Origin of the sequence: Roseburia hominis A2-183 (genome assembly GCF_000225345.1) — a bacterium.
GTDB lineage: Bacteria > Bacillota > Clostridia > Lachnospirales > Lachnospiraceae > Roseburia > Roseburia hominis.
In genome coordinates this window covers 2,678,180-2,701,159 of the sequence record NC_015977.1, presented here as the reverse complement: position 1 = coordinate 2,701,159, position 22,980 = coordinate 2,678,180, and the positions used below count along the sequence as shown (strand labels likewise).

Annotated in this window: 22 protein-coding genes; all 22 read left to right on the top strand. The window is 48.1% G+C overall.

Going from position 1 to position 22,980, the window contains the following annotated elements:
* Position 1 precedes the first annotated feature (1 nt).
* The 22 genes from RHOM_RS12050 (at position 2) to RHOM_RS11955 (ending at position 22,979) form a co-directional block, all read left to right on the top strand.
* The gene (locus tag RHOM_RS12050) at positions 2 to 1,597 is read left to right on the top strand and encodes a glucosyltransferase domain-containing protein (protein ID WP_014080595.1); all 1,596 of its coding nucleotides are present in this window, start codon (positions 2 to 4) and stop codon (positions 1,595 to 1,597) included.
* Positions 1,598 to 1,729: 132 nt separating this feature from the next.
* Positions 1,730 to 2,812, top strand: coding sequence for a dTDP-glucose 4,6-dehydratase (gene rfbB, locus RHOM_RS12045; protein WP_014080594.1), 1,083 nt, complete (start codon positions 1,730 to 1,732; stop codon positions 2,810 to 2,812).
* Positions 2,813 to 2,945: 133 nt separating this feature from the next.
* Positions 2,946 to 3,824, top strand: coding sequence for a glucose-1-phosphate thymidylyltransferase RfbA (rfbA, locus tag RHOM_RS12040; RefSeq protein ID WP_014080593.1), 879 nt, complete (start codon positions 2,946 to 2,948; stop codon positions 3,822 to 3,824).
* 3 nt (positions 3,825 to 3,827) lie between these two features.
* On the top strand, positions 3,828 to 4,409 hold the full coding sequence (gene rfbC, locus RHOM_RS12035) for a dTDP-4-dehydrorhamnose 3,5-epimerase (protein WP_014080592.1): 582 nt from the start codon (positions 3,828 to 3,830) through the stop codon (positions 4,407 to 4,409).
* A 49-nt stretch (positions 4,410 to 4,458) separates the two neighbouring features.
* A complete protein-coding gene (locus RHOM_RS12030; RefSeq protein ID WP_014080591.1) occupies positions 4,459 to 5,292 on the top strand; it encodes an ABC transporter permease in 834 nt (277 codons plus the stop codon).
* An 18-nt stretch (positions 5,293 to 5,310) separates the two neighbouring features.
* Entirely contained in the window at positions 5,311 to 6,588 is a 1,278-nt protein-coding gene (locus RHOM_RS12025) for an ABC transporter ATP-binding protein (protein ID WP_014080590.1), read from the top strand.
* A gap of 30 nt (positions 6,589 to 6,618) precedes the next feature.
* Positions 6,619 to 7,458, top strand: coding sequence for a class I SAM-dependent methyltransferase (locus RHOM_RS17065; protein ID WP_014080589.1), 840 nt, complete (start codon positions 6,619 to 6,621; stop codon positions 7,456 to 7,458).
* Positions 7,459 to 7,463: 5 nt separating this feature from the next.
* Positions 7,464 to 8,636, top strand: coding sequence for a hypothetical protein (locus RHOM_RS17060; protein ID WP_014080588.1), 1,173 nt, complete (start codon positions 7,464 to 7,466; stop codon positions 8,634 to 8,636).
* Positions 8,637 to 8,650: 14 nt separating this feature from the next.
* A complete protein-coding gene (locus RHOM_RS12015) occupies positions 8,651 to 10,072 on the top strand; it encodes a sugar transferase (protein ID WP_014080587.1) in 1,422 nt (473 codons plus the stop codon).
* Between the two features lie 14 nt (positions 10,073 to 10,086).
* Complete coding sequence (locus RHOM_RS12010) at positions 10,087 to 11,394, top strand: P-loop NTPase family protein (RefSeq protein WP_014080586.1); 1,308 nt, start codon at positions 10,087 to 10,089, stop codon at positions 11,392 to 11,394.
* On the top strand, positions 11,384 to 12,448 hold the full coding sequence (locus RHOM_RS12005; protein WP_014080585.1) for a DUF6077 domain-containing protein: 1,065 nt from the start codon (positions 11,384 to 11,386) through the stop codon (positions 12,446 to 12,448). The genes RHOM_RS12010 and RHOM_RS12005 overlap by 11 nt, the downstream gene beginning before the upstream one ends.
* 6 nt (positions 12,449 to 12,454) lie before the next feature.
* Positions 12,455 to 13,240: an LTA synthase family protein gene (locus tag RHOM_RS12000; protein WP_044024689.1), complete on the top strand. Its 786-nt coding sequence runs from the start codon at positions 12,455 to 12,457 to the stop codon at positions 13,238 to 13,240.
* A 33-nt stretch (positions 13,241 to 13,273) separates the two neighbouring features.
* Positions 13,274 to 13,798 carry a hypothetical protein gene (locus tag RHOM_RS18010; protein ID WP_014080583.1) on the top strand — a complete coding sequence of 175 codons (525 nt, stop codon included), beginning with the start codon at positions 13,274 to 13,276 and terminating at the stop codon, positions 13,796 to 13,798.
* Positions 13,770 to 14,414, top strand: coding sequence for a hypothetical protein (locus tag RHOM_RS18005; protein ID WP_242823133.1), 645 nt, complete (start codon positions 13,770 to 13,772; stop codon positions 14,412 to 14,414). Before RHOM_RS18010 ends, RHOM_RS18005 begins: the two co-directional genes overlap by 29 nt.
* Before the next feature lie 7 nt (positions 14,415 to 14,421).
* The gene (locus tag RHOM_RS11990) at positions 14,422 to 15,615 is read left to right on the top strand and encodes a glycosyltransferase family 4 protein (protein ID WP_014080581.1); all 1,194 of its coding nucleotides are present in this window, start codon (positions 14,422 to 14,424) and stop codon (positions 15,613 to 15,615) included.
* On the top strand, positions 15,612 to 16,715 hold the full coding sequence (locus RHOM_RS11985) for a glycosyltransferase family 4 protein (protein WP_014080580.1): 1,104 nt from the start codon (positions 15,612 to 15,614) through the stop codon (positions 16,713 to 16,715). The genes RHOM_RS11990 and RHOM_RS11985 overlap by 4 nt, the downstream gene beginning before the upstream one ends.
* A 2-nt stretch (positions 16,716 to 16,717) precedes the next feature.
* Positions 16,718 to 17,863 (top strand): glycosyltransferase, encoded by a 1,146-nt coding sequence (locus RHOM_RS11980; protein WP_118097114.1) that lies wholly within the window; start codon positions 16,718 to 16,720, stop codon positions 17,861 to 17,863.
* 44 nt (positions 17,864 to 17,907) lie between these two features.
* A complete protein-coding gene (locus tag RHOM_RS11975) occupies positions 17,908 to 18,831 on the top strand; it encodes an NAD-dependent epimerase/dehydratase family protein (RefSeq protein WP_014080578.1) in 924 nt (307 codons plus the stop codon).
* A gap of 11 nt (positions 18,832 to 18,842) precedes the next feature.
* Entirely contained in the window at positions 18,843 to 19,781 is a 939-nt protein-coding gene (locus RHOM_RS11970) for a glycosyltransferase (RefSeq protein ID WP_014080577.1), read from the top strand.
* 32 nt (positions 19,782 to 19,813) lie between these two features.
* A complete protein-coding gene (locus RHOM_RS11965; protein ID WP_014080576.1) occupies positions 19,814 to 20,635 on the top strand; it encodes a glycosyltransferase family 2 protein in 822 nt (273 codons plus the stop codon).
* Between the two features lie 21 nt (positions 20,636 to 20,656).
* Positions 20,657 to 21,553 (top strand): glycosyltransferase, encoded by an 897-nt coding sequence (locus RHOM_RS11960; protein WP_014080575.1) that lies wholly within the window; start codon positions 20,657 to 20,659, stop codon positions 21,551 to 21,553.
* Positions 21,554 to 21,560: 7 nt separating this feature from the next.
* Complete coding sequence (locus RHOM_RS11955) at positions 21,561 to 22,979, top strand: lipopolysaccharide biosynthesis protein (protein WP_014080574.1); 1,419 nt, start codon at positions 21,561 to 21,563, stop codon at positions 22,977 to 22,979.
* Position 22,980 lies beyond the last annotated feature (1 nt).

Below are 22,980 nucleotides of genomic sequence, written 5' to 3'. Positions count from 1 at the left end.
GATGAAAAGTGTTGTAATGCGGGATTTGCATGACTATGTGAGAAAATACTGGGGGCTGCTTGCTGCGTCAATGGCGGCAATGCTGATCTGTTTCGGTTGTCTTGTTTTTTGCGGAAATATCCGCATTGATACAGAAGAGTTAATCAATCACCCGGGAAGCAGTCTGGGATGGCTTGCGATCGGACGGTGGGAGCTGGCGTGGCTCAAGCGCCTTCTGGGGCTTGGCACACATCAGGTCATAAAAAGCGGGGTATTGTTCTTTCTGTTTTTCTGGCTGGGAGCCAATTTCCTGACGTTCGGCATTTATGAGCGTTCCGGGAAAAAGAAAAGCCGGTACTGGATTTTCCTGCTCCTTTATGCAACGTCCAACATCTGGTGTTATCAGATTTACTTTTCCCTGCAGCAGGCGGAGGTGGCGCTTGCAATGCTGCTGTTGATTGCAGCGGCGTTTCTGATGACCGGAATCGGCACCGGAACCGTAATGAATCTGCTTCGGGCATTTGCGGCGGGTGTTCTGCTGTTTATCGGACTTGGAGCGTATCAGGCGCTGGCGGTTTATTATGTCGCAGTGTGCCTGGTTTTCTTCCTGGCGGAGCTGACCGCGGAGCAAAAGAAGGACGGATACCTCAGGCAGATCCTCTGGATGATCGCACATTTCGGTGTGGTGTATCTGTGCTATCACTGGTATATGAGCACGTTTCTGGTGTCTTCGGATTATATGGACAGCCAGATGGGCTGGGGAAGGCTGCCTGTGCTCGCATGTATCAAGAATGTGCTGCGCACGCTGAAAAATCTGCTGCTCGGCCATGGACCCAGAAACTTCTCTTTTTACGGATGTGGTGTAATTCTCCTGCTTGTGCTTGCTGGGAGCGCGTTTGCCTGCCGGAAAAAGCGGAATCTTCCGTGGGAGAAGAAAAAGATCGTGTATGCATTGCTGGGGCTCGCGGGACTTGTGCTTACGCCGCTGCTTCTGACGGCATACATGGGGGAGATGATCGTGACAAGATCACAGTTTGCACTTCCGGTGGCGGGAGCGTTCCTGGGAATGTATGTGACGGAACGACTGGCGGAACTCTGGGATGCAAGAGACCATGGTACGGGTTACTGGCTGCTGTTCGTCTGCAGAGTGTGTATCTGCGTTGCGATTGCGGTTCAGGTGAGTTACGATCTGCGTCTTACCGTGACAGATGAGATGCGCTGCAGGGAGGATGAGCAAAAGACACAGCAGCTGTTAGAATGCCTTGCCGGGGCAGACGGAGGGGAACTGCCGCGGCTTCCGGTAGTGTTTGTCGGGTATCAGGAGGCGGATCTCCCAGAGTGGTGCAGGCGGACTGAGATGTATGGATGGTCGTTCTATGGCTGGGATTACAGCATGGAGAATCCGACCGGTACGACACACCGCATCTGCGGATTTGTACAGGCTTACACTGGCAATGTGCTGCGGGAAGATGCGACGGAAGAGCAGAAGAAGCGTGCGGTGGAACTGGCGGGACAGATGAACGATTTCCCGGAAGAGGGATCGGTTCTGGTGACGGAGGATTGTGTTGTCGTGCGGCTGTCGGAGATTAAGGAGCAGATGCGGACAGACTGGTGGTAGAGGCGATGTGGTGGTCTGTGTATACACAAGCTTGTGCTGGAACGGAATCTATGATAAAATGAAGAGACTTATGGCAGTGAAACGGCCATGGATAATAGAGACTGCAAGTATTGAAAATAAATGGAGGTTGAGATGAGAACTTATTTGGTAACAGGGGGAGCCGGTTTTATCGGTTCTAATTACATTCACTACATGTTTCGCAAATACGGAGATGCGATCCGCATTATCAATGTGGATGTTCTCACGTATGCAGGAAACCTTGAGAACCTGAAGGACATTGAGAACAATCCAAATTATACGTTTATCCGGGCGGACATTACGGATAAGGAAGCCATTGCGAAGATTTTCGCGGAGAACGACATTGACCGTGTGGTTCACTTCGCTGCAGAGAGCCATGTAGACCGCAGTATCAAGAATCCGGAGGTCTTCGTGAAGACGAACGTGCTCGGAACGGCAGTGATGTTAAACTGCGCCAAGGCGGCATGGGAACTTCCGGACGGAACATTTAAGGCGGACAAGAAGTTTTTACACGTATCGACGGATGAGGTGTACGGCTCCCTGGAGGATGACGGATCTTATTTTTATGAGACGACTCCGTACGCACCACACAGCCCGTATTCAGCCAGCAAGGCATCCTCAGATATGTTGGTAAAGGCATACATTGATACTTACAAGTTCCCGGCGAACATCACAAACTGCTCCAACAATTACGGACCGTACCAGTTCCCGGAGAAGCTGATCCCGCTGATCATCAACAATGCACTGCAGGGCAAGAAGCTTCCGGTGTACGGCGACGGTAAGAATGTGCGTGACTGGCTGTATGTCGACGACCACGCGAAGGGCATCGATATGGTGCAGGAAAAGGGACGCCTCGGTGAGACTTACAACATCGGAGGACACAACGAAAAACAGAATATCCAGATTATTGAGATTATTATTGATACCTTACAGGAGATGCTTCCGGCGGACGATCCGAGAAGAAAGCTGGTAAGCAAAGATCTGATCACTTACGTGGCAGACCGCAAGGGACATGACAGACGCTATGCAATTGCACCGGACAAGATCAAGGCAGAGGTAGGCTGGGAGCCGGAGACAAAGTTCGAGGACGGCATCCGCAAGACGATCGCGTGGTTTTTCGAGCACGAGGACTGGATGAAGAATGTTACCAGCGGTGATTATCAGAAATATTATGAGGATATGTATCAGAACAGATAGTTGATGCAGGCAGCAGTACCGCCTTTTGGGCGATACTGCTTGTTTGCGTTTTAAATTAAGAAAAAATTAAGCTGTGTCCGTTACAAATGTTAATGGACGTGGCGTATATTGGATAAAATGGGAGGATTTTCAGATGAAGGGAATAATACTTGCCGGAGGCTCCGGTACCAGACTTTATCCGCTGACTAAAGCGATTTCAAAACAGATCATGCCGGTGTATGACAAGCCGATGATCTACTATCCATTATCAACGTTGATGCTTGCGGGAATCCGCGAGGTGTTAATCATCTCCACACCGCGGGATCTGCCGGTGTTTGAGGAGCTTTTCGGAGACGGAAGCCAGCTCGGCATGAGTTTTTCCTATGCAGTACAGGAGCAGCCGAGAGGTCTCGCGGACGCATTTATCATCGGTGAAAAATTTATCGGAAATGATGCGGTGGCACTGGTGCTCGGCGATAATATTTTCTACGGACAGAGCTTTTCCAAAGTGTTAAAGAGCGCAGCGGAGCGCACGGAAAAGGAGCAGGGTGCGACGATTTTCGGCTACTATGTCAGAGATCCGAGAGAGTACGGCGTCGTGGAATTCGATGAGAATGGCAAGGCGCTGTCCATCGAGGAAAAGCCGGAGCACCCGAAGTCCAATTATGCAGTGCCGGGACTTTACTTTTACGATAACAATGTGGTGGAGATTGCGAAAAACGTCAAGCCGTCCGCACGCGGGGAGATCGAGATCACCTCGGTCAACAACGCTTATCTGGAGCGTGGAACATTGAGCGTGGAGACGCTTGGAAGAGGATTCGCATGGCTGGATACGGGAAATCACGACATGCTGCTTGCCGCGGCAGATTTTGTGTCTGCATTCCAGAAACGTCAGGGCTTATACATCTCCTGCATTGAGGAGATCGCGTATAAGCGTGGTTTTATCGACAGAGACCAGCTCATCAAGCTGGCACAGCCGCTCTTAAAGACGGATTACGGCAAATATCTGATGGAAATCGCGGAGGGATTATAGAACATGGGTAAGATCAAGGTAACAGAGAATTGCAACGGCATTGAGGGACTGAAGGTCATCGAGCCGGCAGTATTCGGCGATGCGCGCGGATATTTTATGGAGACTTACAATTATAACGATTTTGCGGAGGCGGGGATTGACTGCCAGTTCGTGCAGGACAACCAGTCAGCATCGAAAAAGGGCGTGCTCCGCGGGCTTCATTTTCAGATCAATTATCCGCAGGACAAGCTGGTCCGTGTGGTAAACGGCGAGGTGTTTGACGTTGCGGTGGATTTAAGGGAGGGATCGAAGACGTTCGGCAAATGGTACGGCGTGCTGCTTTCCGCGGAGAACAAGAAGCAGTTTTTCGTGCCGAAGAATTTTGCGCACGGATTTATCGTGCTGTCGGAGGAGGCAGAGTTCTGCTACAAGGTAACGGACTTCTACCATCCGAACGATGAGGGCGGTATTCTGTGGAATGATGCCGAGGTCGGCGTGGAATGGCCGATGCCGGAAGGAATGACAGCGGCGGATCTGATCTTATCCGACAAGGATAAAGTGCAGAAAAGCTTCGCAGAATATAAGGCGGCGCACGGCATAAAGTAAGGAAAAACATGCGCCTGCAGAGGGATAGAAAGAGATTAGGAGAACATAGATGGCAGGAAAGAAGAAGGATACATCACTGCTTCATCATCTGATCGGAAGTAGAAGCCTGGTATGGAATCTGGCAAAAAATGACATCAAGAAGAAGTTTGCAGGCTCCTACTTTGGTGTGGTCTGGGCGTTCGTCCAGCCGGTAATCACGGTGCTTTTGTACTGGTTCGTGTTTGAGAAGGGACTGAATTCCAAGGCGACGGATCTTAGGACCGGAATTGAGATTCCATTCGTGCTGTGGCTGACAGCGGGACTTGTGCCGTGGTTCTATTTTCAGGAAGCGCTAAACGGCGGCACCGGTGTTCTGGTGGAGTACAGCTATCTGGTAAAAAAAGTTGTGTTCCAGATCGATATGCTCCCAGTGGTAAAAATGATATCGGCGCTGTTTACGCATCTGTTTTTTGTGGCGTTTACGATTGTGCTTTTCATCTGTATGGGATATATGCCGGACTGGTATGCGCTGCAGGTCATATATTATTCGTTCTGTATGATTCTGTTTGCGACAGGGCTTGTGTATGCGACGAGTGCGGTGACGGTATTTTTCCGCGACATGAAAGAAGTGGTGGGAATCCTGTTGCAGATTGGCATGTGGGTGACGCCGATTATGTGGAACTTTGAGACGATGGTGCAGATACCGGGATGGGCGATTGCCGTGTTAAAGCTCAATCCGATGTACTATATTGTTTCGGGATACCGGAACGCGCTGATCAATCATATCGGATTCTGGGAGGATATGGGGCTTACCGTATATTTCTGGGTTGTGACGGCAGTGCTACTGTTTCTCGGAACGACTGTGTTCAAGAAGCTGCGACCGCATTTTGCGGATGTATTATAGAGAGGAATTTGTAACTGAATGGATGAGTTAGCAATCAGGGTAGAAGATGTCAGCAAGGTATACCGGCTATACAACAGACCCTCGGAGCGGCTGTTTGACGCACTGGGGCTTGCGGGAAAAGGCAGATTCAAAGAACATCGGGCACTCGACCATGTCACGTTCGATGTGAAAAAAGGTGAGACGGTCGGAATCATCGGAACGAACGGCTCCGGCAAATCCACCATCTTAAAAATTATCACAGGCGTGCTCTCACCCACAAGCGGTGAGGTCGAGATCGACGGAAGAATCTCGGCGCTGCTGGAACTTGGCGCAGGCTTTAACATGGAATACACCGGCATCGAAAACGTATATCTCAACGGCATGATGCTGGGATTCTCCAGGGAGGAGATGGATGCAAGGCTGGACGATATTCTGAAATTTGCGGATATCGGTGAATTTGTAAACCAGCCGTGCAAGACGTATTCCAGCGGTATGTTTGTGCGTCTGGCGTTTGCGGTGGCGATCAACATTGATCCGGAGATCCTCATTGTCGATGAGGCGCTGTCGGTCGGAGATGTGTTTTTCCAGGCAAAATGTTATAAAAAGTTTGAGGATTTCAAGGCGGAGGGCAAGACGATTATTTTTGTCAGCCACGACATCAGCAGTGTGGCAAAATACTGTGACCGCGTGATTCTTTTAAACAAGGGCGTCAAGCTGTCGGAGGGAAATCCCAAGGACACGATCAACCTGTACAAGAAAGTGCTGTTAAATCAGTCGCAGAATATTGCGAGCGGACAGGTGCTTGCGGACGCGAAGGAAAATGGGACAAAGAAGCTGTGGAAATCCAACTATGAGTTGAATCCGCAGGTGAATGAATACGGAACCGGGGAAGCGGAAATCATTGATTTTGCGGTGATTGACGAGTACGGAAGCTATACGAGCTGTATCCAGAAGGGGACGTCTTTTACTATCCGCTCAAAGGTGCAGTTTCACACCGATATTCAGGATCCGATTTTTACCTATACGTTTAAGACCGTGCAGGGAACCGCTGTCACGGGAACGAACACCATGTACGAGAAGGTCGGCGTCGGACTGGCACGGGCGGGAGAGATCTACGTGGCCTCCTTCAAACAGAATATGGATCTGCAGGGAGGCGAGTATCTGCTGTCCATCAGCTGTACCGGCTACGTGGGAGGCGAGTTCCGGGCGTACCACCGGCTGTATGATGTGGTGGGCGTTACGGTTATATCGGACAAGAATACGGTTGGTTTCTATGATATGAATTCGGAGACGACCGTGGAGCGTGTGGAGGAATAGAATATAGCACAGAGAGATGGAGGAAAAAAGATGGAGAATGCACAGATTCTGACAGAATTGTATGAAGTTATAAAACAGAATACACCGGATCAGTATGCCAGAATCATCAGAGAGCGGGCATCCTACTCTTTTTTGTACCATTTGTCGGAAATTCGTCAGAACCTGATTGGCTGGCTGCCGATTGACGCGACGAAGCGTGTGCTTGAGTGTAATCCCGAGTGTGGAGCGCTTACAGGAAAGCTTCTTTCCATGGCAAAGGAAGTAGTTTGTCTGATAACGGATGACAGACAGGAACAGATTCTCTCTGCACGGTTTGCAACGGACAGCCGCGATGGGCGTCTTATTTTCACACGGGAGATTCCGACAGAAACGCAGTCATTTGATGTAATTCTTATTGCGGGAAGTTTCTACCGGTGGCAGAATCAGTTGACAGATCTGAGAAATCTGCTTTGTAGGGATGGGTATCTCTACCTTGCAGATGCGAACCGTATCGGGCTAAAATATCTTGCAGGGTGTCAGGAAGAGTATGTGGGCGGCTATTTTACAGGGATTAATGGTTATTCTAATATAGATTGTGTGGAGAATTCTGGAAGGTCATATACCCGCAGTGAGTATCAGAGACTACTTACACAGGCGGGCTTTGATGATTTGAAATGGTATTATCCCTATCCGGATCACAAGTTTCCGTCCGTGATCTACTCGGATGACTGGCTGCCCGCCGCGGGAGAACTTGCAGAAGGGCGAAGTAACTATGACAGGGACAGGGTCGCATGTTTTGACGAGCGCGTAATGGCAGATACCCTGTTGGCAGAAGGTGTGTATGGAACATTTGCCAATTCATTTCTGATTGTGGCAGGGCAGGAGGGATAGAGCGGTTGGATAGAACGATTTATTCCAAATATTCCAACGAGCGGGCAGAACGATTCCGCATCCGGACAGACATCGTGGTAGATGTTGCCGGAAGAAAAACAGTATATAAATATGCCGGAACGAAGGCGGCGGATCCGCATGTACGGCGGATAGAAGAGTGCTTCCGGCAGCTGCAGGAAGCCTATCGCGGCAGTCGGATCCGTTTTTGCCCCTGTGAAGTGGAAGAATTACAGGCGGGAAGCCGGGTCAGCTCTCCGTTTGTGAGGGGGGAGACCTTACAGAGCATGATCGAGCGCAGTTTCCGGCAGGGCGACTGGAGCACAGTAGAGACAATCATACGTCTATATGGCAGACGCTTGATGGAGGCGGGGGGAGACAGCCCGTTTACTGTGACGGAGGAATTCCGGAATGTTTTTGGCCCGGCAGGACAGGAGAATGCGTACATCTGTGCGGATGTGAGTGATGTGGATATGATCTTTTCCAATATCTTCGTGGAGACGGGGAATGGCGGGACGGTTTTGGATGTATCGGCAGACTGGACCGTTATTGACTACGAGTGGACATTTCCATTTCCGGTTCCCAAGAAGTTTGTTCTCTATCGTGCCATCTATTTTGCTTATTACCAGATTTTCAAGGCTCAGGGAAGAGACCTTTCGGAGTGGCTTGCGATGGTGGACATTACCGTGGAAGAAGCGGCACAGTTTGCAGAGTGGGAGACACATTTTCAGGAGTATCTGCTGGAAGGAGGTTTTCCGGTGCGCAATATGCAGCGCATTATGGGAACAAAAGTCATACCGTTTGAAGAGCTTCTTGCCGGAGAGCAGACAACAGACGGAGAAGTGGTGAAAGAATCCCGATGGATCCGGGTGCGCAGGCTGCTGTATCATATCGATCGACTGGAACGGCAGGATGGGAGTGTGATCTGCAGTGGATGGGCACTGGCAAAATGTCTGGACGGAAGGTGCATTCCGGTTAATATCCGGATATATGGTCCGGATGAAAAGCAGATCCGGGCAGATGTAACCCGGAGTGACCGGGCAGATGTGGCAGAAGCGTTAAAGCTCCGGCGTGTGGATCGCCCACAGTTTGGGTTTGACTGTGTGTGGATTCTGCCGGCAGGACAGAAATGGAGTATTCATTTTTCCATGGGAAACCGTGAGATCATCTATGAGGGATAAAGTGAGGAATTGATATGTACCAATCAAAAGAAAAGATCCAGACAGTGGTGCTGTTTCTGGCGGATCTGGTATGTTTTGTCATCAGCTATTTCTTCGGAGGTTATCTGTGGCTGGTGCGTTACCGGAATGTGTCGGTAATAAATATGAAGACCGAGCTGATGGAAAGCTTCGGAGTGGTAATGGTCATCTACATGCTGGTGCTTCTGTTTTCGGACATTGAGAAGAATTTTATACGACGGAACCTGGCAAGGGATTTTATGGCGGCAGTGGAAGCCAGCGTAGTCATGATCTTTGTGACGGCACTGACAATTTTTTTGCAGCACAATAATGCAGATGCTTCCCGTGGAGTGTATTTCTGTATTGCAGTGGTTAATCTGATACTGTTTTTTATAACCCATGCCGCGATCAAGTATTACCTTCTAAAGATCTATAGGAATAAAAGAGGAACCAGCCAGATTTTTCTGGTCACAACTGTGGACCGTGTGCTGGATACACTGACAGAGATCGAAAATGCGAAGGACTGGGCACACCGCCTGACCGGAATCGCGGTCATTGATGACAATCAGATTGGCAGATGGTATGAGGGAATTCCGGTCGTGGCAACTTACGATACCATGTACCAGTATGTGAAGGAACAGATTGTGGATGAAGTATTTATCAATGTACCTTACGATACGGGGGAATCACTGGCAGAGGTTGTCAATAATTTTGAAAATATGGGAGCAACGGTTCATATAACGATCGAACTGCTGCGTCATTTTGATGAGTATCATAAGAGTTTTAATATGATGGGCAATGTACCCGTCGTAACATTTTCCAATCAGTATTACGACTGGAAAATGTTATTTGTCAAGCGTCTGATGGATATCGCAGGAGCGATTGTCGGACTGGCAATCACAGCAGTCGTAACAGTATTTCTGGCACCGCCGCTTTTGATCGAGTCACCGGGACCGCTGTTTTTTGCACAGAAGCGGGTCGGGAGGAATGGTCGGTTTTTCAAGATCTATAAGTTCCGCTCCATGTACAGGGATGCGGAGGAGCGCAAAAAAGAACTGGAGAGTCAGAATGAAATGAACGGCTTTATGTTCAAGATGAAAGATGATCCGCGTATCACGAAAGTGGGAAAATTTATCCGGAAGACCAGCATTGATGAACTGCCGCAATTCTACAATGTATTAAAGGGCGATATGAGTCTGGTGGGAACAAGACCACCGACAGTGGATGAGTTCCGGCAGTACGAATCTCATCAGAAGCGCAGACTGAGTGCAAAGCCTGGAATTACAGGACTTTGGCAGGTGAGTGGAAGAAATGAAATCAAAGATTTTGAAGATGTCGTAAAACTGGATGTGCAGTATATCGACAACTGGAGTATTGGATTGGATATCAAAATCATACTAAAGACGATCAAGGTTGTATTTGAAAAAGGTGGAGAATAAGGAGGCAGAATCATATGAACCAGAAGTATCAGTTAGACAGGGAATACAGTATAGCGGAGATTATTCAATGTAATCTACGCAGATGGTGGCTTGCATTGATCTGTGCAGTGGTGTGCGCAGTAGTCCTTGGTGGATATAAGTACAAATCTCTCGAACCGTATCTGGAGCAGAATATTTATGAGAACGTCAGACAGGTTGTGGCAACCTTATATGTGCAGACGTACAGTGATGAGAGTTCCACTGAGCGTGCAAATAATCTCATTCGTATCGCGGAAAGCAACCGTACCTTTGAAAAGGTAAAAGAAAAACTTGGCTGTGATATTGACTATAAGACTTATCAGGCCCTGTTTCGGATGGCGCAGGAAGAGACAGGAGATATTGTGCTGCTCTATTTACAGTATCCGATTGATACTGGAGATTTCAGTATTGCAGAGGAAGAGGATGCCATTGTGTTTGCACAGGCGGTTGTGGATGCAACAGCAGAGAGTGCAACAGAACTTAACGGACAGGAGTGCTTTTCTGTGATCGATGCACCGTATGCAAGTCAGGAGAATAAAAAGGTAGAGAACTACTTTATTTCTGAGGACGATTTCAACCGTGGTGTGATGAAGGGACTGGTTGCCGGATTTTTATTGGGAATTATTGCAGAAGTGGCATTATACTCTTTTTGGCTTGTGTTATATAGAAAACCAAAGAGTGCTGAGGAGGTATGCCAGATTCTGGACGTGCCGGTGATTGACGATGTGAAAACACGAAAGGTCAGTGAGGAGGAAGTATACAAAAAGGTTTCTTTATTCTTACGAAAGCATATGAAAGAAAGAACAAACGGATGCATGCGCATTAATTGCATTCCGATTGGAACCGTGAGGAGAGACGCTGCTTTAAAGCTTGCATTCAGCTGCGCAAATGAGCAGAAGAAAACACTGTTTATAGATCTGGCTATCGATGCAGAGGGAAAAGATGCGAAAAATTCAATTAGTCAATATATTCTTGGGGAGAGCGGAGAGCCGGTACCGAGTGCATTGAATGGTTATCTGGATACTATATGTCGTGATACGGCAGAGGAAAAGAATTTTGATGTTGTGATGCATGAAAAATTCGCCGCTTATTTAAACGAGATGAGCGAAAAATATGATTATATTGTTATTAACAGCCCAAATGCAGGAGCAAGTGCAGATGCTTATGCGGCTTCCAGGCTTTGCAACAGTAGTTTTGTCGTATGCACAAGAAGCGGTGTGGACAATGAGATGCTGTGTCGCCTGAAGAATACGGCAGATGCGCAGGAAATCACAATTGAAGGGGTTCTGGTATATGAAGGGTAGTGACGTTCTCTATCTGAGTTGTGCACTGCTTTTTGTCCCGGTGCTGATCGGCAGTTTCTGGGTACACTTGTTACAGCTTGAGGGAACGGTAAACCGGTTTCTGCATGCCTGGGTGCTCGGCTTTACGACCATGCTGGCTGTGGCACAGCTGCTGCTGGTTCCGATGGTGGCATTGCAGCGCACATTGTACGAAGCGGTTATGCTGTGGAAAATCTTGCTGGAGGTGCTCTCGGTGATTTCCCTGATCTTGCTCTGTGGCAGGGAAATCCAGAAAAGCGGAAAACGGGATGACCGGGGAAAACGGCAGAAGATGACAGCGTGGACGGCTGTAATTGGCATTGCTGCGGCGGTGTTGATCCTGTTACAGGCATATATCCCGGCGAGATATCAGCACAGTGATGATGATGATGCGAGGTTTATTGCGGAGGAAGTATCGGCGGTAGTACATGGGAGCATGTACCGCGAGGATACGATCACGGCAGATTTTATGTACTGGGATACCGGGGAGGTGCGCAAGGATCTGACCTCACCGTGGACGATGTTCGTGGCAATGATGGCATACGATGGAGGAATCGCTCCGGCAGTACTTTCCCATGCATATCTGCCGTTTTTCCTGATCCTTCTGTGCTATGCACTCTATACACTGATCGGGCAGAAACTGTTTGACGGTGACTGGGAAAAGACAGGCGTTTTTCTGATCCTGCTGTCAGTGATTTACCTGTGGGGATATACATCGACGCATACGCTGGCATCGATGATCCTGCTTCGGATCTGGCAGGGAAAGGCAGTCTGCGCCGGTTTTATGATCCCGCTGTTTTTCTATCTGTTTTATCGTGTGATGAGGCCGGATTATGAGAAAAGATGGCTGCCCCTGTTTTATGTGGCAGCTGTGGGAGCGTGTCTGTTGTCGGGAGTCGGAATTATCACGACACCGATTCTGCTTGGAATCTACGGTTTTGTGGATTTCTGCTGTCACAGGGACTGGAAAAAGACACTTATGATTTTTCTGGCAGCAGTTCCGTGTGGAATGTATCTATTGTACTATTTGAGGTAAGAGAAAATGATGACATACATGTTGGGTGTCTGGGGAGAATTTCTGAACTTCATAGGGGGAAGAGTGGGCGCTATTCACTTTGTATTGTTTGCAGCGGCATCACTCTGCTGTTTTTTCCTTGGAAGGGAAGAACGGAATAAGCTGTTCTGGCCATCGGTGCTGGTCGGTCTGTTTTTCTTTAATCCGTTTTTTTATCAGTATATTGGCACCCGGTTTTTAAGTGGCATCTACTGGCGACTACTCTGGATGCTCCCCTGCTCTTTCGTGATTGCCTACACTCTGACGAGGATTCTGTTCCGGTTTCGGAAAAACGTATGGCGCATGGTGGCACTGGTGCTGGCGTGTGTCTGTATTGCAGTGAACGGACGCCCGGTCTTATCGGCAGAGACTTACTCGGAGAGAGAGAATCTTTATGAACTTCCGGATGCAGTGATGGGAATCTGCGATTATGTGCAGGCACATCTGGAGGGATGGCAGGAGACAATGATTGTCCCGAATGAACTGCTCTGTGATATCAGGCAGTATTCTTCGGCCGCATGTCTTTTATATGGAAGGAATGCCGGCGGATTTATCTCGATCATCGGCGATCGGGAGATGCAGGTCTATGAGGAGATGTCGAAAGAGAACCCGGATGTGGAACTGATTACGGACATTGCGAAGGAAACGAACTGCAGATACATTGTATTTAATACGTCATTTCATCAGATACCGGAAGATTTGCGCGGCTATGGGTATGAGAAAGTCGCTGTGATCGACGAGAACTATGCCATGTATTGCAGAATCAGCGAATAAGCAGCAGGGATATGAGGAAGGCAGTCAGACAATATGGAAAAAATAAAAACGATTTTACGGACAAGTGACTGGGAAAAAGTCGGCATTGCAGCTTTTTATGGATATTTTGCGATCAATATCCTCATGAAGGCATTTGCCTATGATCATGGGGATGATATCTACAAGTTTTTCTTTATTTTTGCCATGACATTCTGGGCAATCAAGGTTGTCACGACAAAGTATACCATACGTGAGACTGCATGGATTGCGGTGTTGCTGGGGATCGGTCTGATGCTCTCGGTTATCACCAAACAGAATACGTGGCTGTTGTTGTTTATGACGATCATCGCCATGAAAAACTGTAGTTTCCGGCAGATGATCCAGATTGCTGTCTATCTGCGCGTGTTTTGTCTGTTTGTTCTGGTGCTGGGCTCGGCATTTGGTGTGTTTGACATCGGATTTAAGACGACACCGGATACCAATTATGTGGAGATTCCGGTGTACAGTTTTGCCATGAACGAACCGAATACGGCATTTCTGGCAGTTTTTTTTGACAATACTGCTTTTGTTATACTATAATTATGAAAAATTAAATCTCTGGTGGTTCATCGGAACTTCGGCTGTGGCGCTGATCTTCTATGAACTCACGTTCTGCCGGACAGGAATCGCGGTATTTTTCTTTACCTGGGCACTGATCATTTTTGAGAAGATTGCAAAGGACAGGTATAAAGTAATTTTTACGCTTTCTGTTCCGGCGGGAGCCATCTTCAGCCTTCTGGTGATGATTTTTTATGACGGAGGCAACTCGTTTATGCACCTGTTAAATCATCTGGTATCGGGAAGAAGCTATATTATGAGCAGCTACTATAAGGCACAGGGTGTTTCTCTGTTTCCGAGGGTACAGGAACTCTTTTACGGAGAGTATTATGGACTGATCGATAATACTTATATGTATGTATTCCTGTATTGCGGCGGGCTTGTTGCAGTATTCTTCTTTGTATTGGTGCAGAAGACACTGATGCGCCTTTATCGTGAGGGACATTATAAAGAATTGGCTATGATCACGGCATTTGCACTCTATGGAGTGTTAGAGCAGTTTGTAATGAACGGTTTTATGAATCCGTTCATTCTTCTGTGTGGAATTCTGCTGTATCCGGATATTCTGGACCAGAACACTGCGGGCATAGAGAAATGAGGAAGATATGAAAAATTACCGGATTTTACAGATACACAATTTTTATCAGATCCCGGGCGGAGAAGATGTCGTTGTACGCAATGAAAAACGTCTGCTGGAAGAGCATGGGCACAAAGTCTACACCTATTACCGTTCCAACAGTGAACTGAATGAAAAGGGAATTGCTGGAAAGCTGTTATTGCCGTTTACAGCAGTCTTTTCCTTGAAAACATATCGTGAGGTAAAAAGGCTGATCCGTGAGAACAACATTGACATCGTACATGTGCACAATACGCTTACGATGGTCAGCCCGTCAGTGTTCTATGCGGCATTCCGCTGTAGGGTTCCGGTCGTACAGACACTGCACAATTTTCGTATGCTCTGTCCGGCGGGTTCCTTTTTCCGGGATAATGTCATCTGCGAGGAGTGCGTGGCACATGGAATGCACTGCGCGATCCGTCACAAATGCTACCGCAACAGCAAGTTGCAGTCTTTTGTCAGTGCGGCGATCTTACAGATTCACCGGTTTGTGGGGACATACCGGAAAGTCAATTTTATCTGTTTGACGGAGTTCAACCGGAAAAAGCTGCTGGAGTCCCTGGATACCAGACGCGAGATTGTAAAGGCAGACCGCGTCTACATCAAGCCGAACTTTACCTTTGCAGAAGAGATTGTGCCGAATGAAGTACAGGCAGAGGAGGAATATTTCCTGTTTGCCGGTCGTGTGGAGGCACTAAAGGGCATTGATATTGCAGTAAAAGCATTTGAAAAACTGCCGGATAAAAAACTCTATGTGGCGGGAAACGGACCGATGATGGAAGAGATGCAGACTTATGTCAAGGAGCATCATATGGACAATGTTAAATTCCTTGGATATCTGCAGAAGGAGGAGATGTCCGAGAAATTCTATCAGGCGAAGGCGGTCATCATGACATCGCAGTGTTATGAGGCGTTTGCGATGACCATTGCTGAGGCGTATTCTTATGGTGTTCCGGTAATCGCGGGCAGGGTCGGGAATATGGAAGGTATGGTAAAGGATGGGATTACGGGCGTGAAGTTTACCTATAATTCATCGGAGGATCTGGCAGAGAAGGTCAGAAAATTTGACACGATGGATCTGTCTGTGCTCAAGAAAAATGCGAGATCTTTTTACGCCGACAGGCTGCGCCCGGAGGATAATTACCAGAAACTAATAAAGATCTATGAGGATATATCAAAATGATAAAAGCTGTATTTATCACCAATATTCCATCTCCGTATCGTGTGGATTTTTTTGCATACTTGCAGGAGCATTATCCGGAATATGAGTTTCATGTTATTTTTTCCGGTGCAGGAATGGAGAACCGGAAGTGGAGTGTGGAACTTGCCGAACTGAAAAATGCACATTTTTTAAAGTCAAAGACGATCATCATCCGCAAACGTTTTGATGACCGGTATATATTTCTTCCGGTCGGCGTGGAAAAGACACTACAGGAGATCCATCCGGATCTCGTGTTTGCCATGGAGTATAATCCGACGATCCTGCGAGCGGTGCACTGGTGTCAGAAAAAAAAGATTCCGTTTATCAGCTGGACAGACGGTACATTAAATTCCGAAAAAAATATCGGAAAGGTGCAGCGTATGTCCCGCAGTTATATTATAAAGCGTGCGGCAGCGTTTGTGGCGAGCAGTACGGCATCGAGACAGGCGCAGATTGCTTATGGGGCAGATGAAAAAAAATGTTTCATTTCCTATCTCACGGTGGATATTCAGAAATATCTGCAGAAGAAAACGGAGTATGGTGGAAGAGAACTTTTGTATGTGGGCAGTCTGATTCAGAGAAAAGGACTGGATCTGCTGTTTCCGGCACTTGCACAGACCAGGGAGGATATCTGCCTTACGATCGTAGGTGAAGGGCAGGAGAAGGAAGCACTGATGGAACAGGCAAAAAAGCTTGGGATCACATCCCGCATCCGCTTTCTGGGATATGTTGAGGGAGAACCGCTGCGGGAGCTTTACCATAATGCAGATGTATTTATCCTGCCGACCAGAGAAGATTGCTTTGGACTGGTGATCCTGGAAGCAATGTGTGCGTCTCTTCCTGTAATCTCATCAAAATATGCGGACGGTGCGTTTGACCTGGTACAGGAAGGAGAAAACGGCTGTATTATAGACCCGGAAGACACGGCTGCTTTTGCAGCGAAGATTGATCAGATTTTTGCGGATGAAAAGCGGCTTGCAGAGATGGGACAGAAAAGCTATGAGTTCGCGCACGCATTTTCTTTCCAGGAAGTGGCAAAGGGATGTATTGATGCACTGCATTATGTAACAGGAAAGGCATGAGCATGAAGAAGATTTTATTTAACGGACTTGGTAACCGCGGATGGATTGGTGGTCTGTACTATCTGAAAAATATTATATTCAGCTGTCTGCAGAGTGAAGAGATCACAAAGAAATACCGGATTGTGGTACTGATTGATCCGGAACATGCGGATATTTTTACCTGTTTTGGAAACCGAATTGATCTGCGCATCTATGACGGGACGAACAAGGTGAAGCTGGCACTTTATGAGATGAACCTGATCTGGCTGCACGGCGTGAAGTATTGCTACGCACTGGAACTCAACCGCATCGGCAGTCTGTTTGCTTCCAGAGGGATCTTCTGGATACCGGATTTCCAGCATAAGACGCTGCCGGAGTTTTTTAAGCCGGAGGAGCTGGCAAGAAAAGATGTCACGGACCGCAGAATGACGGAACTTTCCAATCCGCTCGTGCTTAGCAGTGAGGATGCAAAGAATGATCTGGAGCGGTTTTATCCGGAACATCAGTGTAAGGTGCAGGTCATACATTTTGTTTCCTACATTGAGCCGGAACTGCGTGCCATCACGCCAAAGCTGGAGCACGAGGTAGCGGAAAAATTCGGGCTGCAGAGAAAATATATCTATCTGCCGAACCAGTTCTGGAAACACAAAAATCATGTGGTGGCGGTAAAAGCGATTGAACTGTTAAAAAAGCAGGGGCTTCTGGCAGATTATGATTTTGTATTTACGGGAAATCTTAAGGATTACCGCAACCCGGAATATATCGATGAATTAAAGAAGATCATGGAGGCACAGCCGGTGGCAGGCAGTATCAAACTGCTTGGTTTTGTGGAGCGCACGGAGCAGCTTTGCATTATGAAAAATGCTGCCTTTATCGTGCAGCCATCTTTATGTGAGGGATGGGGAACGGTACTGGAAGATGCCAAGGTACTGGATAAGGCAGTGCTGCTGTCGGATATTCCGGTGCACAGGGAGCAGAAAAATGAAAAGTGCGTTTTGTTTGATCCGCACGACCCGAAGGCACTGGCACAGCTTCTTGTCGAGACGGCAGAAAAGGCAGACATGCCGGAGCATACTGCATATTTTGCAGGTGACATGGAGAAGGGAATTGCAAACATGTACCGTGAAGCGGAAGCATACGCAAGGGGACTGGAAAATATCTTTGTGTAGACCAAAGGGCTGACCGGCATGAAATCCCCGGAATGGAGATAACGATGAAAAAAATGGTGATAACCGGTGTCAACGGATTTATTGGGAGACACGCAAAGGAATATTTTGAAAAAGAATATGAGATTACGGGACTGGATCTTGCAGCAAATTACAGTGGAGAGAGAGAACCGGACGATACCATGACCTATTATCAGTGCAATATGTCACAGGAATCTGCAGAGATGGCGGCGATTTTTACCGGTGTGCAGCCGGATGTGATCCTGCACTGCGCGGGAAGTGCCAATGTGGGAGCTTCGGTTGTCAATCCAATGGCAGATCTGGATGGAAATCTGCACAGCCTTTATCAGCTGCTGCTTGCCTTGAAATCTTTTGAGAAGAGACCGGAGATTATATTCCTTTCCAGTGCCGGTGTGTATGGCAATCCCAGACAGCTTCCGGTGAGGGAGTCCGATGTAGCTGCACCGATGTCACCGTATGGACTGCACAAGCATATGGGAGAGGAATTGTGTGAGTATTATAACCGCATTCATGGTTATCACATCCGCAGTATCCGTATTTTTTCTGCTTATGGAAACGGACTGCGCAAGCAGCTGTTGTGGGACATATATCAGAAGTATCAGAATACTGGGAGAATTGAACTGTTTGGAACGGGGGAGGAGACGAGAGATTTTATTCATGTCTCGGATATCATGCGTGCAATTGATCTGATCTTATCTTACGATGGACCGGAGGCGGTCATCAATGTGGCGAACGGCGAAGAAGTATCGATCCGGGAACTGGCAGAGATTTATGCAGAAAAGCTGGGCGCGCCCCAAAATATCGTATCTTTTAATGGGGCAGTAAAAGAAGGTGATCCGAGAAACTGGAGAGCAGATATTTCCCTGTTAAGAAAGCTTGGATATGAGAAGCAGATGGAACTTTCCGATGGAATTGCGGCTTATGTGGACTGGGCGAAGGCGCAGGATTAGGAGCGGTGGATATGAGTGAGAGAATGATGGCGCCGGTCGTGTTGTTTACTTATAACCGGCCGGAGCATACGAAACATACGATCGAAGCACTGGCTGCCAATGAGCTGGCGGAGAAGACAGAACTGTTTGTATTTTCCGATGCGGCGAAAAAGGAGGCAGATGCAGCAAAAGTACAGGAGATCCGGGAGTATGTCGGTACGGTGCAGGGATTTGCAAATGTATCGTTGATTGTGCGGAAAGAGAACTACGGGCTTGCCCGAAACGTGATAGAGGGTGTGACGGAGATCGTCAACCGCTATGGCAGGGTGATCGTCCTGGAGGATGACCTTGTGACAAACCGTTATTTCCTGCGTTTTATGAACGATGGACTGGATCGTTATGAGAAGGAAAAACAGGTGACCGGAGTCACCGGGTTTTCCTTTTTGGATGATAGAACAGACTATGACAGCGAATCCTATCTCTGCGGTCTGACAGGGACGAGCTGGTCATGGGCGACCTGGGCAGACAGGTGGAGTTACTTTGATGCGGAGGCACTTGGCTGGGAGAAGTTAAAGACAGATACGGCATACCGAAGACGGTTTAATTATGATAATACCTATAATTTTTATCAACTTTTAAAGATGCAGAAGCAGGATGAGAAGACCAATTCCTGGGCGATCCGCTGGTATTACAGCACTTTTTTACTGGACGGACTGATCCTTGCTCCGACAAAATCATTGGTCGGGAATGACGGCTGGGACGGCAGTGGCGTACACTGTGGCGGGGAGGCTCCGACAGCAGTGCATGCCTTAAAGACGGATCGGGTCATCACACAGTTCCCGGATGTGATTGCAGAGATGCCACAGATCCGTAAGCGGCTCAAAAAAGAACTGATAAAGATCTCAGAGCCGAGCCGGGTAAAGAGGATCTACCATGCCGTATTCCGGAAAAACTATATTGGTCAGGCATAGAGATAAAGAAGAAAATGTTGGAGACAGAGCTTATGAGAGTATTGGCAATTTTTACCTGTTACAACCGGAGAGAACTCACAAAGCAGAGCATGGAGCTGCTCGGGCAGAACAAAAATGTCACCTTTGATTATGTGATTGTCAATGACGGCAGCACGGACGGCACGGATGAGATGCTGGCGGCGATGCCGTATGAGATCGATTTAATCAACGGCGACGGCGGACTGTTCTGGAACCGCGGCATGTATGAGGCGATCGAGCACGCCAAAAAGGTGCATCCCGATTACGAGTATTATATGCTGATGAACGACGACACGAAGTTTGTGCCGGGCATTTTCGACGAGATGCTCCCGTTGTTTGCACCGGATAAGGTCATGGTCGGGGCGATGTGCGGGGATGACGGCAGGATGAGCTACGGCGGCATCAAGTACGTCAAGGGCATCAAGTACAAAAAATACGGCCCGGAGGCGCAGGACATCTGTTTTGACACGTTTAACGCGAACTGCGCGATCATTCCGCATGACATTTTCATGAAAGTGTCGATTGACCCGTTTTATCAGCACAGTATCGGTGATTTTGATTACGGACTCGCCATCAGCCGGATGGGATATGAGATCCGTATTTTCCCGAAGTTCATCGGGCAGTGCAACGACGGCAGCCTGAAGGGAACCTGGCAGGACGAGTCGCTGCCAAAGATGCAGCGCATTAAGCTCAAGGAGAGCAGAAAGGGACTGCCGTTTCGGGACTGGTTCCATTTCCTGCACAAGTATTTTGGACTCGGAACGGCAATCGTGCGTTCCATCACCCCGTATGTCCGCATTATCCTTGGCACGAAGACCAGATACTCGGGCGCATAAGAATTCAGGGAGACAGTGCCGATGAGAACGATTTGCTATGTCATCTTAAATTACAAAACATACGAGGAAGCCGCCGCATGTGCAGAGTCGATCCTTTCGACGCAGACCTGGAAAAACATGCATATTGTCATCGTGGACAACGGTTCCGGAAACGGGAGCGAGGAGTGGCTTGCGGAACATTTTATCGATGAAAAACGGGTGCGCGTGATCGCGTCGGGAGAGAATCTCGGATTTGCCAGAGGGAACAATCTCGGCATCCGCTATGCGAGAGAGCACTATGATCCGGATCTGATCGTCGCTGCAAACAGTGACATCCTGTTTGAACAGCCGGATTTTTGTGAGCGCCTGTTTGAGATCTACGACAGAAAGCCGTATGCGATACTGGGCGCGGATGTTGTGGACGCGACCCGCACGCAGCACTTTAACCCGGTGGCGGAGAAGCGCAGCTATACCTTGAACTATATGCGAAAGCAGATCTTATCATCCTGGATCCGGGCGATGAGCTACCGGATGTCCAAGCTGTTCTTGGGGAAGAAGAACGGAGGCGATCTGTCGCGTGGCACCGGAGCGACCCGCGAGGTGGACGGCGAGGCGGTAGCGGCGGACAGCAGAGTCGGCGAGGAGCGCGAGGGAGTGCTGCTCCACGGATGCTGCCTTGTGTTTTCAAGAGATTTCTTCAAAGTGTATGATGGCTTCTGGGAAGGCACCTTTTTGTATGCGGAGGAGGAGATTCTCTACTATCTGGCGGCAAAGAGCGGACTGCGGATGCTGTATTCGCCGGAGGTCACCTGCATTCATAAAGAGGCTGTGACGACAAGGAAGCTGTACAGCGATGTATGCGATGCCAAGATTTTTTACTATACACAGATCACCAAATCGTACCGGGCGTTTCTCGGTCTGATGAAAGAATCGAAATAGGACAGCTATGAGTGAGGAGAACAAGGTAATCAAGGCCGGCATCGGCTATACAATCGGAAATTATCTGCTGAAGGGACTGAGCTTTCTAACAGTTCCTCTGTTCTCGCGTCTTCTTGATACCTCGGATTATGGTATTTTTAATACGTATCTCGCTTATCAGGGCATTATGTTCCTGCTGGTGGGGATTGCACTGCATACCAGTTTGAAAAATGCGAAATACCGGTACAAAGAAGAATTTGACCGGTATAACTCCAACTGTATTCTGGTGATGCTGGTCAGTCTGGCTGTCTGGCTTTTTCTTGCCAATCTCACATATCCTCTGTATGCGGGACTGACCGGTTTTTCCAGATTCATCATCAATCTGCTGCTGTTTGACAGTTTTGGTACGGCACTGATCCAGTTTTTTAATGTGTATGTCGGGCTGGATTACCGTTATGATTCGTTTTTAAAGATCTCCGCATTCAATGCACTGGGGAACCTGGGAATGTCCGTGATCCTGATTCTGGGATTTTTCAAGGATGACCGTGCAACCGGACGTATCATCGGAAATGCATTGCCAGTGATGGTGATCGCGGTTGTGCTGATCTGGTATTTCTGGAAAAAAAGAAGACCCAAATGGAACCGGGAGCAGGTCACTTATGCAGTAACATACAGTCTACCGTTGATCCCACATGGCATTTCACAGGTGATCTTATCCCAATTTGATCGGATCATGATAAAGAGTATGATCGGAAGTGCAGAGGCAGGAATCTACAGTTTTGGGTACAATATTTTTTCAATCATCAATGTCACGGCAAATTCGCTGGACAATGTCTGGGGACCGTGGTTTTACGAGCAGATGCAGCAGAAAAAGTATGAGGAGATCCGAAGACAGAGCAGCAAATACGCATTTGGAATGCTATTGTTTTCTGTAATGGTTATGCTCGGCACGCCGGAACTTGTGATGCTGCTTGGTGCAAAGGCGTATTGGGATGCAAAATATACGGTCATACCGATTGTCGTAGGCGGCTATTTTATGTTCCTTTATACACTGCCGTCAAGTGTGGAGTATTATCATGAAAAGACGAAATATATTGCCATCGGTACCGCGTGTGCGGCGGGGATCAATATCCTGCTGAATCTGTGGTTTATTTCGCGTTTTGGCTATGTTGCAGCCGCATACACCACACTTGCGACCTATGTGCTGTATTTTGTATTTCACTATTTCATTGCCACGCGGGTACAGGGCTTTTGTATTTTTGATACGAAAAAGATGATCCTGTACGGAATTTCCGCCGTGGCAGCCGGGGCACTCTCCCTGCTTCTAATGGAACATGGATGGATCCGGTGGGGATTACTGCTTTTATGTGCGGCGTGGACATGCCTATGGCTGGAAAAACAATTTCAGATTACGGAGAAGATCAGAAAACGATTTTGGAAAAAATGAC